Origin of the sequence: Gloeocapsopsis sp. IPPAS B-1203 (assembly GCF_002749975.1) — a bacterium.
In the GTDB taxonomy this organism is placed as follows: Bacteria; Cyanobacteriota; Cyanobacteriia; order Cyanobacteriales; family Chroococcidiopsidaceae; genus Gloeocapsopsis.
Map to the genome: position 1 here is coordinate 229,587 of NZ_PEIG01000006.1, position 14,707 is coordinate 244,293.

A 14,707-nucleotide genomic window follows, 5' to 3' on the forward strand; every position below is an offset into this window, starting at 1 on the left:
TTATTGGTAAGAAAAAGAGAGACTGGGTTTTCGCAGTGCTGGAACAATTCTTTCACTAGCCATTCTCGCACCTGATAAATTACGAGCTACAGGTCCGACTTGCAGTGCGGCTAATCCTCCGGTAATGAACAATTCGGAACCTACCCAGCGTAAGTGAGAATCTAAAACGGGTAAACCTTTGGCGGTAGGAATCGGATACTGTTCAATGATTTGTGTGAGTAAGGGTTCGGCGGTGATGTCGGTTTTTGTCCCTGTAGCAAGCCAAATGCGATCGCACTCATGTTTACTGTTATCGTCACAAGAAACCTGCCAAGAGTTAGATTGCCATGTAGCGCAGGATACTTGACATTTTTCTATTAATTTAATCTGCGTATGATGTTGGGCACGGCGTAGTTGTGTCATAATTGCTGGTGTCATGGAACCACCATTTCTCGCATTGTGAATTAATTCGGCGCGGGTTTGCCAATCAGATTCTGCCCAAAAGTTTTTTAGATATTTTGGTCCTAGCCAGCCAGGATCGGCATCAAATAATTTTTCTTGCAGGTTGCGGCGTGACATTAAGATAACTTTGGCACCACGGGCGATCGCGCCTAAAGCTAAATGTCCACTTGTTAAGCCACCGCCGATGATGAGGATTGTTTCTCCGTGTAGCTGTAAATGACGGAGATCGACATGACAAGAATGGCAAAGTTTTTCTGGTGGATATGGTGATGCAATTTGTTGCACCCAATCGGGAATTTGAGGCGTTCCGCCACCAGTTGCGAGAATAACTCGTCGCGCGACAATTGATTGATCGTTGTGCAACCACAGACGAAATCGCGATCGCAAGTTTTGTTTAATTGGTTCAATGCGGATGACTTTAGCAGTGACAATGTGCTGCTGCAATGACCAACGGCGAATTAATTCTTGACAAAAATCTTGAAATAATAAGGTTCCTGGTAAATCGTATGGAGGATAGAGTTCGTGCGATCGCGATTGGGCAAATTGCCTTAAAGCAAAAGGGTTGGGATCGGGATGATGTACCGCAGGCGATCTTAAATGCGGAATCTCAAATGCAGCAAATTGATTTTGCCATTGTTGCATCCAGGTTCCACTGGGATCGAAGACTAATAACCGCTGACGTAGTTGCTGGCGTTTTTGTAACAAATGCGTTACTACAGTCATCGCATGAGGTCCCGCGCCGATGACTGCAATATCTGTGTTGTGAGGTAGTGAGGTTGCTACCATACTTAATGTTGATTTATGTCATAATGCTTATACAATGATAATCATTCTCATGTCGTGACGCAATTGATTACTGCTGTGGCTGGACTTCCTGGTGTAGGCAAGACAAACTGGATTCGCCAGCAATTGACTCAACAACCAACACTCTATTTTTCACCTGCAACGCGAATAGGTATCGACCAAACTCGTTTAGCAGTGGAGTTTCCTCATGTACAAGTTTTAGCTGACGACCAACAGACACAACTATGGCAGCTTGCTTCTGGAGTGAGTGCTTATATAGAGTTGGGATACCACTTAGACTTAGCCAAAATAGCGCCGCTACTCGATACTCTCAACTGTCATCGCGTGGCGATCGTTTCTGCGGGAACGCAAGATGCTGATTGGGATGAATGGGCTGATGAGATTATTGTAAGTTCATTAGGTGCAACTAATGCAACTTCGTTATGGGTTGCAAACACAACAGGTCATGTGATTGATCCTGATAGTTTAGAGGTTTTTTGGTACGAACTGACGCAAGGGGCTTATGGTGTTGTGTCGCGTGCTAAAGGAATTTTTGAGCTTGCTGATGGGTTATCAGTTTATGGCGATTTTGTGGCAGGGATGCAACCAAAAGAATTTGATGAGTTAAATTTACCACGTTGGCTGGAAGGAAGACCACAGAGATTGAGTGGCATAGAGGTTTGGGGAAATCAATTAGATGAAGCCGCGATCGCCCAAACTTTTCAAGATTGTTGTTTATCAGATGTGGCGATTCGCCACTATCAACAACAAGTAAAAGAAATGTTAGCTGAGGAGGCTATGATATGAAATTAGCCGTTATGTCGTGTATTCATGGCAATTTACCGGCATTAGATGCCGTTTTAGCTGATATTACTCAACAAAAAGCTGAAAAAATATACTGCGTGGGAGATTTAGTTGGTTATGGTCCTTATCCTAATGAAGTTGTCGAACGCATCCGCACATTAAATATTCCGACGTGTACGGGTTGCTGGGATGAAGATGTTGTAGAAGGACTCAATGCTTGTGAGTGTAGCTATCCTTCATTATTAGCCGAAAAACGCGGTATGGCTGCCCATGCGTGGACAAATCAGGAGGTGACACCAGAAACACGCAAATTTTTAGCGCAATTGCCGGACAGTTTACACGAAGGTAATCTTTGTTTCGTTCATGGTAGCCCTTATAGCGCTCACGAATATCTTTTACCTGATATGGATGCTTTTGTCGCGATGGAACGCGTACTTGTCACAGGGGCGGATGTGCTATTCTGCGGACATACTCATGTACCTTATGTGCGATCGCTCAATCATGGACAACTGCAAATTTGCGTTACTAGTCCAAGTAGTGATTCAAAGCAATTGAGTTTTACTGCACCTTTTAAGCAGATTGTGAATGTTGGTTCAGTAGGAGAACCACGCCACGGACGCCCAAATGCAACTTACGTTCTCTATGATACAGAGACACAACAGGTGATGCTCCGCGAAGTTTCCTACGATTATCAAAAAACTTGTGCAGCAATTATTGAAAAAGGTTTACCGCCTATTTTTGCTTGGCGTTTAGCAAAAGGATTGGAATATGCAGAAAGGGCTGAAGATCCGACGCATGTATGTGCGCGTTGAGTAAAGGTAATGGGTAATTGGTAATTGGTTCAATTGAAGTTATGGGTTACTGGGCAATTTTAAGTGGTATTGAAGGTAATTTAGCGGCTTATGAAGCTGTACTTGCGGATATTAAACAAAGGGATGTCGCAGAGATTTATATTTTAGGAGATTTAGTCGGACCACATCCAGACTGCGAAAAATTGGTACAGCGAATTCAAAATCCTCTTTCTGGAGAATTGCAACCTCAAGTATGCAAAGGATGGTGGGAGGAACAATGTCTAATTTTGCATGGTGTTGGTGCAACTGGAGATGCGAGTGAGTTAACTCAAAAATATGGTGCTGAAACTATTGAATTGTTGTGGAAATCTATTTCTCGCCAAACAGTGGAATGGCTGCGTCAGCTTGATTTTGGTTTTCACGATTCAGATTGTTTATTAGTTCATGGCAGTACTCTGGGTGTTGATGATGAATTGTCTCCCGAAACACCTGCACCGCAAATGCTCGATCGCCTATTGCGTGGAGAGGCAAAGACTCTATTGTGTGGGCGTTCTGGATTGGCTTTTCAGTATCAAGTGCAATCAGGTTCGATGACAGCAAGTGTAACGACGTTGGATGAGTATACATCACCGTGTGCGATCGCCGCACAACCATGCCAAGTTGTTGGGGTAGGTAATGTAGGACGATTGCCAGAAATTGCTATTTATACCTTGTTTGAACCAACGACTAGTTCTGTATGCTTTGAAACAGTTAATTACTCAGTGGGAAAAAGCGATTAAAGTGCTGCTCAAGCAAATAGCCATCTATAATCAAGGCTAGTTGAGCTTTGTGTGTCATCTTCCCTTTGAAGTATTCCTTACATAAGTATTTTTCTATGACTAAGATTAACTTTAACTTAATTGAGAATTATTTTCATTTGCCTTGCATTTTTCAGCCAACAAATCTATACTCAATTCCAAGCAGTGTCCGCACTCTTTACTTTTTAATCCAAATGCTATGGCTTTTGTAACTCACACCCCAACTTCGCCTGCTAATTGGAGCCAGTATACTTTTAGCCGTGGTGATAAAATTCCACTCAAACCGAACGTACTGCTACGAATTGAGCGCGGGGCTGTACGCAGCTTAACCTGGAGTGAAGAAGGTACGACAGTAACGCTGGGCTATTGGGGTGCTGGAGATGTTGTCGGTCAACCTCTATCGAGAATTCAACCTTATCAGATTGAGTGCTTAACAAGTGTAGAGGCGACTTATATTCCGGCTGTGCAGTGGTCTCAAGTCATTGATAATATTTTACGGAACGTACAGCAAGCAGAAGAGTTACTGTGTATCGTTCGCCATGAGAGAATTCCCAATCGTTTACTACAACTTTTATCTTGGTTAGCTAGCAAGTTTGGACGTAGCGTCGATCAAGGACAGTTGATTGATTTACGACTAACGCACCAAGAAATTGCTGAAGTTATTGGCACAACACGGGTGACTGTGACGCGAATGCTGGCTCGTTTTGAAGAAGAAGGCATTATTTATCGTCCTCGGCGTCATTTTATTTTGCTGCGTCGGGTTTAGAGTTCTCTGAGTGCAGACCAGGGCTAGACAAAGATAAATGTGTTCGTCTAGTAGTAAATTTCTTCACATTCGCATTCATGCCGCAAACCTCTTTTATAGAATAATGATTATCATTTTCACAAACTATCCTTATGACCTCACAAATTGTTCCAACTCAGGAAATCTCCATAACAACTGATACATCAATGATTCGTCCACGCCGCTTACGACGCACACCTGCACTACGGCGAATGGTACGCGAAACACAATTGAGTGTGAATGATTTGATTTATCCTCTGTTTGTGATGGAAGGGGAAGGTAAAATAGAAATTCCTTCAATGCCAGGATGCTACCGCTATTCCTTGGATTTGTTGCTAGAAGAAGTTGCACAAGCTTATCAGTTGGGGATAAATGCGATCGCTCTTTTTCCGGTCATTTCTGAAGGCAAGAAGGACGATATAGGTAGTGAAAGTTATAATCCAGAGGGCTTAGTACAGCAAACCGTTAAAGCAATTAAACAAGCTGTTCCAGAGATTGTTGTGATTACCGATGTTGCACTCGATCCTTTTACAACACACGGACATGATGGACTAGTTGGTGAAAATGGCACGATTCTTAACGATCCTACTGTAGAAGTGTTGGTGAAAATGGCACTAGCGCAAGCCGCAGCTGGTTCAGATATGGTTGCACCGTCAGATATGATGGATGGGCGGATAGGAGCGATTCGTAAAGCTTTAGATGCAGAAGGTTATATTAATGTCGGAATTCTGGCGTATTCTGCTAAGTATGCATCGGCTTATTATGGTCCATTTCGCGATGCGTTAGACTCTGCGCCTCAATTTGGAGATAAAAAAACTTATCAAATGGATATTGCTAATGCTAGAGAAGCTTTAAAGGAAGTTTTTCTCGATGTTGCAGAAGCTGCAGATATCGTCATGGTGAAACCTGCTTTAGCTTATATGGATATTATTCATCAAGTACGCAATGCAACTCATTTACCTGTGGCAGCATACAACGTTAGTGGAGAGTACGCCATGATTAAAGCCGCTGCACAACAAGGTTGGATTGATGAAAAGCAAGTTATTTTGGAAACTTTGACAAGTATTAAACGGGCGGGTGCAGATTTGATTTTGACGTATTTTGCTAAGGAAGTTGCTTTGATTTTAGCTGCGTGAACATGATCCCAATCTCATAAACCAAAAAGGTCACACGTTGTCACCCAATACAAATAGTAAAGGCTTATGACTACTACAGCGAAAGAAGCTACAGATAAAATTTCTGGTGTTTCGGAAACTTTAATGATTACGTTGTATGCGCGGTATATAGAATCGCAGCGCCAGGATGCAATTCTTCAGGATAATAAAGCAGCAGAAATTGTTGAGAAGATTGATTATGATTTTTCAAAGTATGCTCAAGGATGGGCATCGCAACTTGGATGTGTGATTCGTGCAGAAGTTTACGATCACCTAGTTTCACAATTTATTCAAAAGCATCCTCAAGCAACTATTATTAATTTGGGTGCAGGGCTTTGTACGCGGTTTTTTCGTGTTGATAATGGAAAAATAACTTGGTATGAGGTAGATTTTCCTGAAGTAATTGACTTGAAACGTAAGTTGATAGAGGAAAGCGATTGCGCTACGCGCAGCGCCGGAGGCGATCGCTATCGTTTTATTGCTAGTTCTATTTTAGAAGCTACTTGGATTGAGGAGATTCAGCGCGTAGCACCAGTATTAATTATTATGGAAGGGGTATCAATGTATCTTACAGAAATAGAGATGAAAACTCTATTTCAAAACATTACTCGCGACCTTGCACCAGTCACAATTCTTATGGATGTTATTGCTAGCAAAAGGGCAAAAAATACTCAGAAGCATGATACTGTTTCTAAAACTAATGCAAAGTTTAAGTGGGGACTAGATAACTCCAAAGAATTAGAAAATTGGCAACAAGAACTTACAGTGACGGATGAAGTTTACTATTTAACTCGCTTTGCAAATTATCCACATCGCTTACCTTGGTGGGGTAGATATTTGCGGTTCATTCTTGTTGCGGTGTTTAAAAACTTTGGGCGAGTAATTCAAGTGCAAATTACTCAATCAGCTTAACTCTTGATTAGCAAGTACATACAAGTAAACGAGGATTTTTAAAGAAACTGTTTCTGAAGATAGACGTACTTTAAATTATTCAATAGTATATCAGTAAGTACCTACCTTTAGCGAATAGCAGTAACTATGAGTCAGTTAGAACCACGACTTGGGTTAGAAATAGAGGCGATCGCACCTCCTGTTGAGCCTGATGCTGAACCTATTCCGTCTCCTGAACCAGGTACTGAACCCGATCCTGAACCAACACCAGAAGAAGATCCGGATTTAGAGCCTGTTCCTGCTCCATCATAAACTTGTATTTAATAAAGTATTGGTGATTAGAGCAATAACATCTATAACTTATGCCCATTTAGCTACAAATAAATGTTTAACAAAAAAGCTAAATAAGTGCTAGTAACTGGTTAAGTAAAATATCTATTACCAATTACCAATTACCAATTACCTAAATAGCTAAAATTTTCCCTATTTCTTCAGGCAGACGTCAGTTTTAATAAAGCTGTTCTACCGTTTGATTAGCGTTTTTGGTTGCATATGTCTTCTACGTACAACACTCATCGCCGTAAGGAAATTCTTCGGGGTATTCTTGCTGTATCTTTAGTCATTGTTGGTCTTACACATTTTATCCGACCAGAACAATATGCACGTATTGTCCCGCCACTATTTCCGCCCTTCGCTTCGGTTTATTTGAGTGGTGTATTCGAGATTCTTGGTGGTATTGGGTTGTTGATTCCTGCGGTGAGTGTAACAGCAGCATGGTGTTTAATTGCTTTGTTTATCGGGGTGTTTCCGGCAAACATCTATATGACTTTGCATAATATTAAAGTTGAGGGAATTCCCCACAGTCAATTGCTTTATTTGGCAAGACTACCACTACAAGCTGTTTTAATTGCTTGGGCGTATTGGTATACTCGAAATCCAGAGACGCAGTTAGAAACAACAGACAAATAATTTGAACAAATGCGATCGCTTTTGGGACAATATTGTGTGAGATTTTGCGTAGATTTTTAATTATAGTACTTGCACAATGTAATCATGGTAATGTTTATCGTTAGTGATTATGACTTCTACCGCAGCACCTTTACCAAATTCACTTGCGCGTGTTGTGCAGCGTTTTCAACGACTTTCTAACCCAAAGCAGCGTTACGAGCAGTTGGTTTGGTTTGCTAAACGGCTAAAGGAATTTCCAGAAGGCGACAAAGTACCAGAAAATAAAGTTCCAGGTTGTGTTTCACAGGTGTATATCACTGCAAAGCTAGACCAAGGAAAAGTTTGGTATGAAGGCGATTCAGATTCAGCACTTGTGAAAGGATTAGTCGCTGTATTAGTTGAGGGTTTGAGTGGTTTATCACCCGAAGAGGTTTTGCAAGTGTCTCCAGAGTTTATTAAAGATACTGGATTGAATGCGAGTCTGACACCTTCGCGCAGCAATGGATTTTACAACATCTTTCAGAAAATGAAGGAAAAAGCTTTGTTGTTGGCGAGCAAGTAAATTTTATGGGATGATGGGCAGGCAAGATGCCTACCCTACATGGCTAAACTCTTATTGACAATAGTTCAGATTGGTCAAGAAATTGATTGTGTGATATCAGTATCAACTAGTAGTGTTGCCGCACCAGCAGTAAACTGATTGTACCTGATGCCATCCAGTGTTGTTTCGTTACCACGAATCCATCCTTGTTCAGTAGATGTCACCGAGTCGCCAGCATTACCATTGACAATCAAGCGATTGGTAGTATCTGAAAGATTGAGTAAGTTTAAGCGCGTCAGGATAAGGTTGTTGTTACCTGTACCAGTCAGATCGATAAGTTCAATACTGCGAATTTGATTGCGGGGTAGAGTTGTGAAGTCAATTGTGATGCCATTAGTATCAACAGTAAGAGTATCTATACCACTACCACCATCAAGACGGCGATCGCGCACGCCAAAACTAAGAGTATCATCACCTGCACCACCGTAGAGGACATCAACACCACGACCACCGATCAGGCGATCGTTCCCTCTGCCACCAATGAGGATGTCATCGCCATTAGTACCAATGAGAGTATCATCGCCATCAGTACCCAGGTGGGTAACAGAGTTTGTAAAATCGCGACCAAAGATAACGTAGCTTTCTCCAGCGTAGTTTTGACCATTGGGACTAGCATTAGGTGCGCCAATAATTAAGTCATCAAAGCCATCGCCATCAATATCTCCTGCACTGCTAACAGAATCTCCTGAGAAGTCGTATGTATTAATACCATTAATGACAAAACCATTACTACCATCAAGTGTTGCTAAGTCAAAATTTGCATTAAACCCTGATGCTGTGCCAAAGATTACGTAGCTTTTTCCTGCACGAATTTGATCATTAGAATTAGCATTAGCATCACCAATAATCAAGTCATCAAAGCCATCAGCATTGACATCTCCTGCACTACTAGCAGATCTTCTTGAGAAGTAACCAACATCAATATCATTAATGACAAAACCATTGCTACCATCGAGTGTTGCTAAGTCAAAATTTGCATCAAAATCTGATGGTTTGCCAAAGATAACGTAGCTTTGTGAAGCATACTGACCAAGAGAGGCAGCAAAAGATCTGTTAACAATTAAGTCATCGAAACCATCTCCGTTAACATCTCCTGCATTGCTAACATTCTCAGTAGCGCCGTTGATTGCAAAGCCATTGTTACCATCGAGTGTCGCCACGTTGAAACTGCCAGTAAACTCTGATGCTTTACCAAAGATAACGTAGCTTTGTGAAGTATATTGACCATAGTCAGCAAAATATCCAGTAACAACTATGTCATCAAAGCCATCACCATTAATATCTCCTGCATTGCTGATCGCAGAACTTAATGATGAACGACTACCGTAACTACTGCTATCAACAGGAAGAATCACAAAACTATTGCTGCCATCAAGCGCCAAGTCGAAATTTGCGCTAAACCCCGATGCTTTGCCAAGCACAACATAGCTTACCCCAGAACCTTTACCACCAGTTTCAGCAATAATCAAGTCATCAAAGCCATCGCCATTGAGATCTCCTGCACCACTAACTGATGAACCAAAGCCATTGCCTCCATAACTACCATTAATAGCAAAGCCATTACTGCCGTTGAGTGTTGCTAAATTAATTGCACTAAACCCAGTTGGTTTACCAAAAACAACATAACTTGCTCCTGTGTCAATGTTACCCCTTGGTGCGCCGATAATTAAGTCAGCAAAGCCATCACCGTTGACATCTCCGGCGTTGCTGACTGAGGAACCTGAGGAGTCAAGTTCGTTGATACCATTAATAGCAAAGCCATTGCTGCCATCAAGTGTTGCTAAATCGAGATTAGCGTCAAACCCTGATGCTTTGCCAAATACAACATAGCTTGCTCCTGTACCGAATCGACCAATGCGGTTGGCGTCATATGCACCAACAATTAAGTCATCGAAACCATCTCCGTTAACATCTCCTGCATTGCTAACAGATCCTCCTGAACGGTCACGTGCAGCAACACCGTTAATCACAAAGCCATTGTTGCCATTGAGGGTTGAAAGGTTGAATTCATCATTTGTGAACTTAAAATAGTTGCCGTTCAAACTTAGTGAGGAACTTCCTTGAATAATTGCAATCAATTCATCCGCTTCTCCATTAACTTTGCGGAAGATTGCAGTTCCTGCAGGTAAATTTCCTTGCCCAGAAGAAGCGCTTAAGAAATAATCAGTTCGTTTGCCGTTGAGGCGAATAAAATCATCGTTGATGTTGAAATCGGTAATTAATGCATAGTCATTAAATCCTGAAGTGGTGCTGTTGCGATCGTCGTAAAATACTGTTGTGGTATTTCCCAACATAAACGTATCTTTACCGCTACCACCAGTGAGCGTGTCTTGGTCGCCTACAGTTCCATCAGTACCGACAAGAATATCATTGCCTGCATTCCCTATTAGTAGATCATTTCTCGCCTTACCACGAAGCACATTACTAAATGAATTGCCAGCGATTATGTTATCGAGATTGTTTCCAATGCCGGATACATCATAAGTTTCATCGGCAATAGTTAAGTTTTCTACATTTGCACTTAACTCATAAGAAGAGATACCAGAGTCAACAATGACAGTATCTATGCCTGAGTTAGGAGCTTCAATAATTTGTATATTAGGGTTGTAGACTACATAAGTATCGTCACCTTGACCGCCATACAAAAAGTCTTCGCCATAATATCCTCCATATAGGGTGTCATTACCTACACCACCATAGAGTGTGTTATTCCCTTCAAAGCTGCCATAGAGAATATCATTGCCTAAACCGCCATAAAGTACATTATTACCCGCATTGCCCTCGAGTACATCATCGCCTTCAAAGCTGCCATAGAGAATATCATTGCCTAAACCGCCATAAAGTACATTATTACCCGCATTGCCCTCGAGTACATCATCGCCTAGACTCCCATAGAGAGTATCATTGCCATTACCACCTCTAAGCGTGTCCTTTCCTCTACCTCCTCTTAGAACATCATTGCCTGCTCTACCCAGAAGCAAATCATCGCCTGCAAAACCCAATATCGTATCAGCGAATTGTGTTCCTACAAGAGTGTCGTTGCCCGAAGTCCCTCTAATGATTGCCATAAATTGTGTGCCTGTGATAATAAATAAAAAAAACAGATTAAACGGTCATAATTTTTGACAGCAAAAACCTACTATTTCCCCAGAACTGATGTTAGGAAATAGCAGCAATTACAAAGTTAAATTGAGAATATTTTTCCTCAAGACTGATAATTTGAGATTAATTGAAAAGTCAAGTTCAAACTATGAATTTTTGGTAAAGACATCAGGCAAAAACACGCCTAAATTAAAGTTCTGGTAAATTCTTATTAAGTATAAGTGTATAAAAAAAGAAGATGGTAATACAAAACCTAGTAAAATTACACATCTTCTGGCAAGAAGTATTAAGTACTCAGTTACATTTCAATTAACGCGTTTGTTGTGTTGCTACAGGTTCAGCCCCAGGAATAGTAATATCAATTGGTGTAACTTCTGATGCTAGTACTATCAATAGAGGTTGCATTCCAAAAGCATTATTAATAACTAAAGTCACTTTGAAAACACAGAAGTTTAAGAAATTATCTGAGTAATATCAGTATCAACTAGTAGTGTTGCCGCACCAGCAGTAAACTGATTGTACCTGATGCCATCCAGTGTTGTTTCGTTACCACGAATCCATCCTTGTCCAGTAGATGTCACCGAGTCGCCAGCATTACCATTGACAATCAAGCGATTGGTAGTATCTGAAAGATTGAGTAAGTTTAAGCGCGTCAGGATAAGGTTGTTGTTACCTGTACCAGTCAGATCGATAAGTTCAATACTGCGAATTTGATTGCGGGGTAGAGTTGTGAAGTCAATTGTGATGCCATTAGTATCAACAGTAAGAGTATCTATACCACTACCACCATCGAGACGGCGATCGCGCACGCCAAAACTAAGAGTATCATCACCTGCACCACCGTAGAGAACATCAACACCACGCCCACCGATCAGGCGATCGTTCCCGCGCCCACCGATAAGGACATCATCGCCATTAGTACCAATGAGAGTATCATCGCCATCAGTACCCAGGTGGGTAACAGAGTTTGTAAAATCGCGACCAAAAATAACGTAGCTTTCTCCGGCGTCCGTATCATTAGGATCAGCACCAGCAGAGCCAATAATCAAATCGTCAAAGCCATCGCCATCAATATCTCCCGCACTGCTAACAGAGCTTCCTGAGAGGTCAAATACATCAATACCATTAATGACAAAACCATTGTTACCGCCAAGTGTTGCTAAATCGAGATTTGCATTAAATCCTGACGCTTTGCCAAAGATAACGTAACTTTGTCCCGCATTTGTTTGAAAATTGGGGTCAGCCGAGGGCGCACCAATAATCAAATCATCGAAGCCATCTCCGTTGATATCACCTGCACTGCTAACAGATCCTCCTAAGCCGTCATCAGCCTCAACACCATTAATGACAAATCCGTTGCTACCGTTGAGTGTCGTCAAGTCGAGATTTGCATTAAATCCTGACGCTTTGCCAAAGATAACGTAGCTTTTTCCTGCATTATTTTGATTATTGGGGTCAGCCGAGGGCGCACCAATAATCAAATCATCGAAGCCATCTCCGTTGATATCACCTGCACTGCTAGCAGATCCTCCTAAGCCGTCATCAGCCTCAACACCATTAACGACAAATCCGTTGCTACCGTTGAGTGTCGCCAAGTCGAGATTTGCATTAAATCCTGACGCTTTGCCAAAGATAACGTAGCTTTTTCCTGCATTATTTTGATTATTGGGGTCAGCCGAGGGCGCACTAACAATTAGGTCATCAAAGCCATCACCATTAATATCTCCCGCATTGCTACCTCTACCTAATCCATCATATTCATCAATATCACTAATAGTAAAGCCATTGTTACCGTTGAGTTGTGCCGAAGAGAGACTTGCACCAAATCCAGATGCTTTGCCAAAGATGACGTAGCTTTGTCCAGAGCTGAGATCATAGCTGAGATCATAGGTAGGTGAGCCAATAATCAAGTCATCAAAGCCATCACCGTTGATATCTCCCGCACTGCTAACTGAGGAGCCATCTGTAGTAAATGTAAAACCATTGCTGCCATCAAGTTCTACCAAGTCGAGAGTTGCATCAAACTCTGATGCTCTACCAAAGATGACGTAGCTTTGTCCAGAGCTGAAATCATAGGCACGTGAGCCAATAATCAAGTCATCGAAGCCATCACCGTTGACATCTCCTGCACTGCTCACTAACACACTGCCTGAAATGCGATTGATAACAAAGCCATTGCTACCATTGAGTGTTGCTAAATCGAAAGTTGCATTAAACCCAGATGCTTTACCAAAGATAACGTAGCTTTGTCCCTCCTGAGGTCTAGGATCATATCTACTATTAGGAGCGCTAATACCAATAATTAGGTCATCAAAGCCATCACCGTTAACATCTCCTGCATTACTAATAGCTCCTCCTGAGTTAATCACAAAGCCATTGTTGCCATTGAGTGTTGCAAGATCGATTTCATCATCTGTGAACTTAAAATAGTTACCGTTCAAACTCAGTGAGGAACTTCCTTGGACGATCGCAATCAACTCATCCACTTCTCCATTAACTTGGCGGAAGATTGCAGTTCCTGCAGGTAAATTTCCTCCTCCAGAGAAAGCTCTTAAGATATAATCAGTTCGTTTGCCGTTGAGACGGATTAAATCATCGTTAATGTTGAAATCAGTAATTAATGCATAGTCGTTAAATCCTGGAGTGATGCTGTTGCGATCGTCATAAAACACAGTTGTGGCATTTCCTAAAACAAACGTATCTCTGCCACTACCACCTGTGAGCGTGTCTTTGTCACCTACAGTCCCATCAGTGCCAAAGAGAAAATCATTACCTGCATTCCCAATCAGTAAATCATTACCTGCCCTACCATAGAGTCCATTGTCAGATGAATTTCCAGTAATTGTGTTATTGAGATTGTTACCAGTACCAGTACCAATGCCAATAAAAGGAAAAACCCTATCTGTTATGGTTAAATTCTCTAAGTTAGCACTTAACTCGTATCTGACAGTGGCGGAATTGTAATAGTCTAAAATTACAGTGTCGATGCCTGAGTTAGCCGCTTCAATAATCTGTGAAGTACTGTAACCATCTATGATGTAAGTATCATCACCATCACCACCATACAAAACCTTTTGCCCATATCCTCCACTGAGCGTGTCATTCCCCGCACCGCCGTAGAGTGTATCATTGCCGTCAACTCCATAGAGAACATCATCGCCTAGACCGCCATAGAGTATATTATTGCCGTTACCTCCATAGAGAATATCATCGTCTAAACCTCCATAAAGAGTATCATCACCATTACCACCCCGAAGCGTATCTTTTCCTCTACCTCCGTAGAGAACGTCATTGCCTCTTCTACCTAAAAGCAAGTCATCGCCTGCAAAACCAAACAATGTGTCATCATTTTGATTTCCGCTAAGAGTATCGTTGCCCGAAGTACCTTTAATAGTTGCCATAAATTTGTTGCCTGCAATATTGAAACAAAAAACAGGTGAGTATGAATATTTATTGACAGCAAAATCCTACTGTCTCCCTCACAAATATTGTCGGGAAGCAGGAATTAAGAAATTGAATTAAGAAAAATTTTTCCTCAATGTATGTATTTTGAGATTAATTGAATAGTCAATCTCTAAATATAAATTTTTTATAAAGGGAAAAAGAAGTTT

At 41.5% G+C, this 14,707-nt stretch carries 13 protein-coding genes; 9 read left to right on the forward strand and 4 right to left on the reverse strand.

Features of this window, described 5'->3' with window-relative positions; translation table 11 throughout:
- Positions 1–1,227 carry an FAD/NAD(P)-binding protein gene (locus CSQ79_RS12885; RefSeq protein ID WP_099701577.1) on the reverse strand — a complete coding sequence of 409 codons (1,227 nt, stop codon included), beginning with the start codon at positions 1,225–1,227 and terminating at the stop codon, positions 1–3.
- A gap of 54 nt (positions 1,228–1,281) precedes the next feature.
- Here CSQ79_RS12885 and CSQ79_RS12890 point away from each other — a divergent pair, with 54 nt between their 5' ends.
- From CSQ79_RS12890 to CSQ79_RS12925, 9 genes are all read left to right on the forward strand, one after another.
- Positions 1,282–2,031, forward strand: a complete 750-nt coding sequence (locus CSQ79_RS12890; RefSeq protein ID WP_289501092.1) for a CobW family GTP-binding protein — start codon at positions 1,282–1,284, stop codon at positions 2,029–2,031.
- Positions 2,028–2,840: a metallophosphoesterase family protein gene (locus tag CSQ79_RS12895; RefSeq protein WP_099701578.1), complete on the forward strand. Its 813-nt coding sequence runs from the start codon at positions 2,028–2,030 to the stop codon at positions 2,838–2,840. The genes CSQ79_RS12890 and CSQ79_RS12895 overlap by 4 nt, the downstream gene beginning before the upstream one ends.
- A gap of 41 nt (positions 2,841–2,881) precedes the next feature.
- The gene (locus tag CSQ79_RS12900) at positions 2,882–3,598 is read left to right on the forward strand and encodes a metallophosphoesterase family protein (protein WP_099701735.1); all 717 of its coding nucleotides are present in this window, start codon (positions 2,882–2,884) and stop codon (positions 3,596–3,598) included.
- Positions 3,599–3,815: 217 nt separating this feature from the next.
- Complete coding sequence (locus tag CSQ79_RS12905) at positions 3,816–4,382, forward strand: Crp/Fnr family transcriptional regulator (protein ID WP_099701579.1); 567 nt, start codon at positions 3,816–3,818, stop codon at positions 4,380–4,382.
- A 131-nt stretch (positions 4,383–4,513) separates the two neighbouring features.
- Positions 4,514–5,536: a porphobilinogen synthase gene (hemB, locus tag CSQ79_RS12910; protein ID WP_099701580.1), complete on the forward strand. Its 1,023-nt coding sequence runs from the start codon at positions 4,514–4,516 to the stop codon at positions 5,534–5,536.
- Positions 5,537–5,602: 66 nt separating this feature from the next.
- The gene (locus tag CSQ79_RS12915) at positions 5,603–6,466 is read left to right on the forward strand and encodes a class I SAM-dependent methyltransferase (protein ID WP_099701581.1); all 864 of its coding nucleotides are present in this window, start codon (positions 5,603–5,605) and stop codon (positions 6,464–6,466) included.
- Between the two features lie 126 nt (positions 6,467–6,592).
- Positions 6,593–6,757, forward strand: coding sequence for a hypothetical protein (locus tag CSQ79_RS27735; protein WP_289501093.1), 165 nt, complete (start codon positions 6,593–6,595; stop codon positions 6,755–6,757).
- A gap of 240 nt (positions 6,758–6,997) precedes the next feature.
- On the forward strand, positions 6,998–7,414 hold the full coding sequence (locus CSQ79_RS12920; RefSeq protein ID WP_099701582.1) for a DoxX family protein: 417 nt from the start codon (positions 6,998–7,000) through the stop codon (positions 7,412–7,414).
- A gap of 109 nt (positions 7,415–7,523) precedes the next feature.
- Positions 7,524–7,955 carry a SufE family protein gene (locus tag CSQ79_RS12925; RefSeq protein ID WP_099701583.1) on the forward strand — a complete coding sequence of 144 codons (432 nt, stop codon included), beginning with the start codon at positions 7,524–7,526 and terminating at the stop codon, positions 7,953–7,955.
- Between the two features lie 74 nt (positions 7,956–8,029).
- On the opposite strand, the gene CSQ79_RS12930 is transcribed toward CSQ79_RS12925, so the two are convergent.
- The 3 genes from CSQ79_RS12930 to CSQ79_RS12935 all read right to left on the reverse strand — a co-directional run bounded on the left by CSQ79_RS12930 (position 8,030) and on the right by CSQ79_RS12935 (position 14,497).
- Positions 8,030–11,062 (reverse strand): FG-GAP repeat protein, encoded by a 3,033-nt coding sequence (locus tag CSQ79_RS12930; protein ID WP_099701584.1) that lies wholly within the window; start codon positions 11,060–11,062, stop codon positions 8,030–8,032.
- A gap of 343 nt (positions 11,063–11,405) precedes the next feature.
- Complete coding sequence (locus tag CSQ79_RS27740; protein ID WP_289501094.1) at positions 11,406–11,531, reverse strand: hypothetical protein; 126 nt, start codon at positions 11,529–11,531, stop codon at positions 11,406–11,408.
- A 17-nt stretch (positions 11,532–11,548) separates the two neighbouring features.
- Positions 11,549–14,497, reverse strand: coding sequence for an FG-GAP-like repeat-containing protein (locus tag CSQ79_RS12935; RefSeq protein ID WP_099701585.1), 2,949 nt, complete (start codon positions 14,495–14,497; stop codon positions 11,549–11,551).
- Between the last annotated feature and the right edge of the window lie 210 nt (positions 14,498–14,707).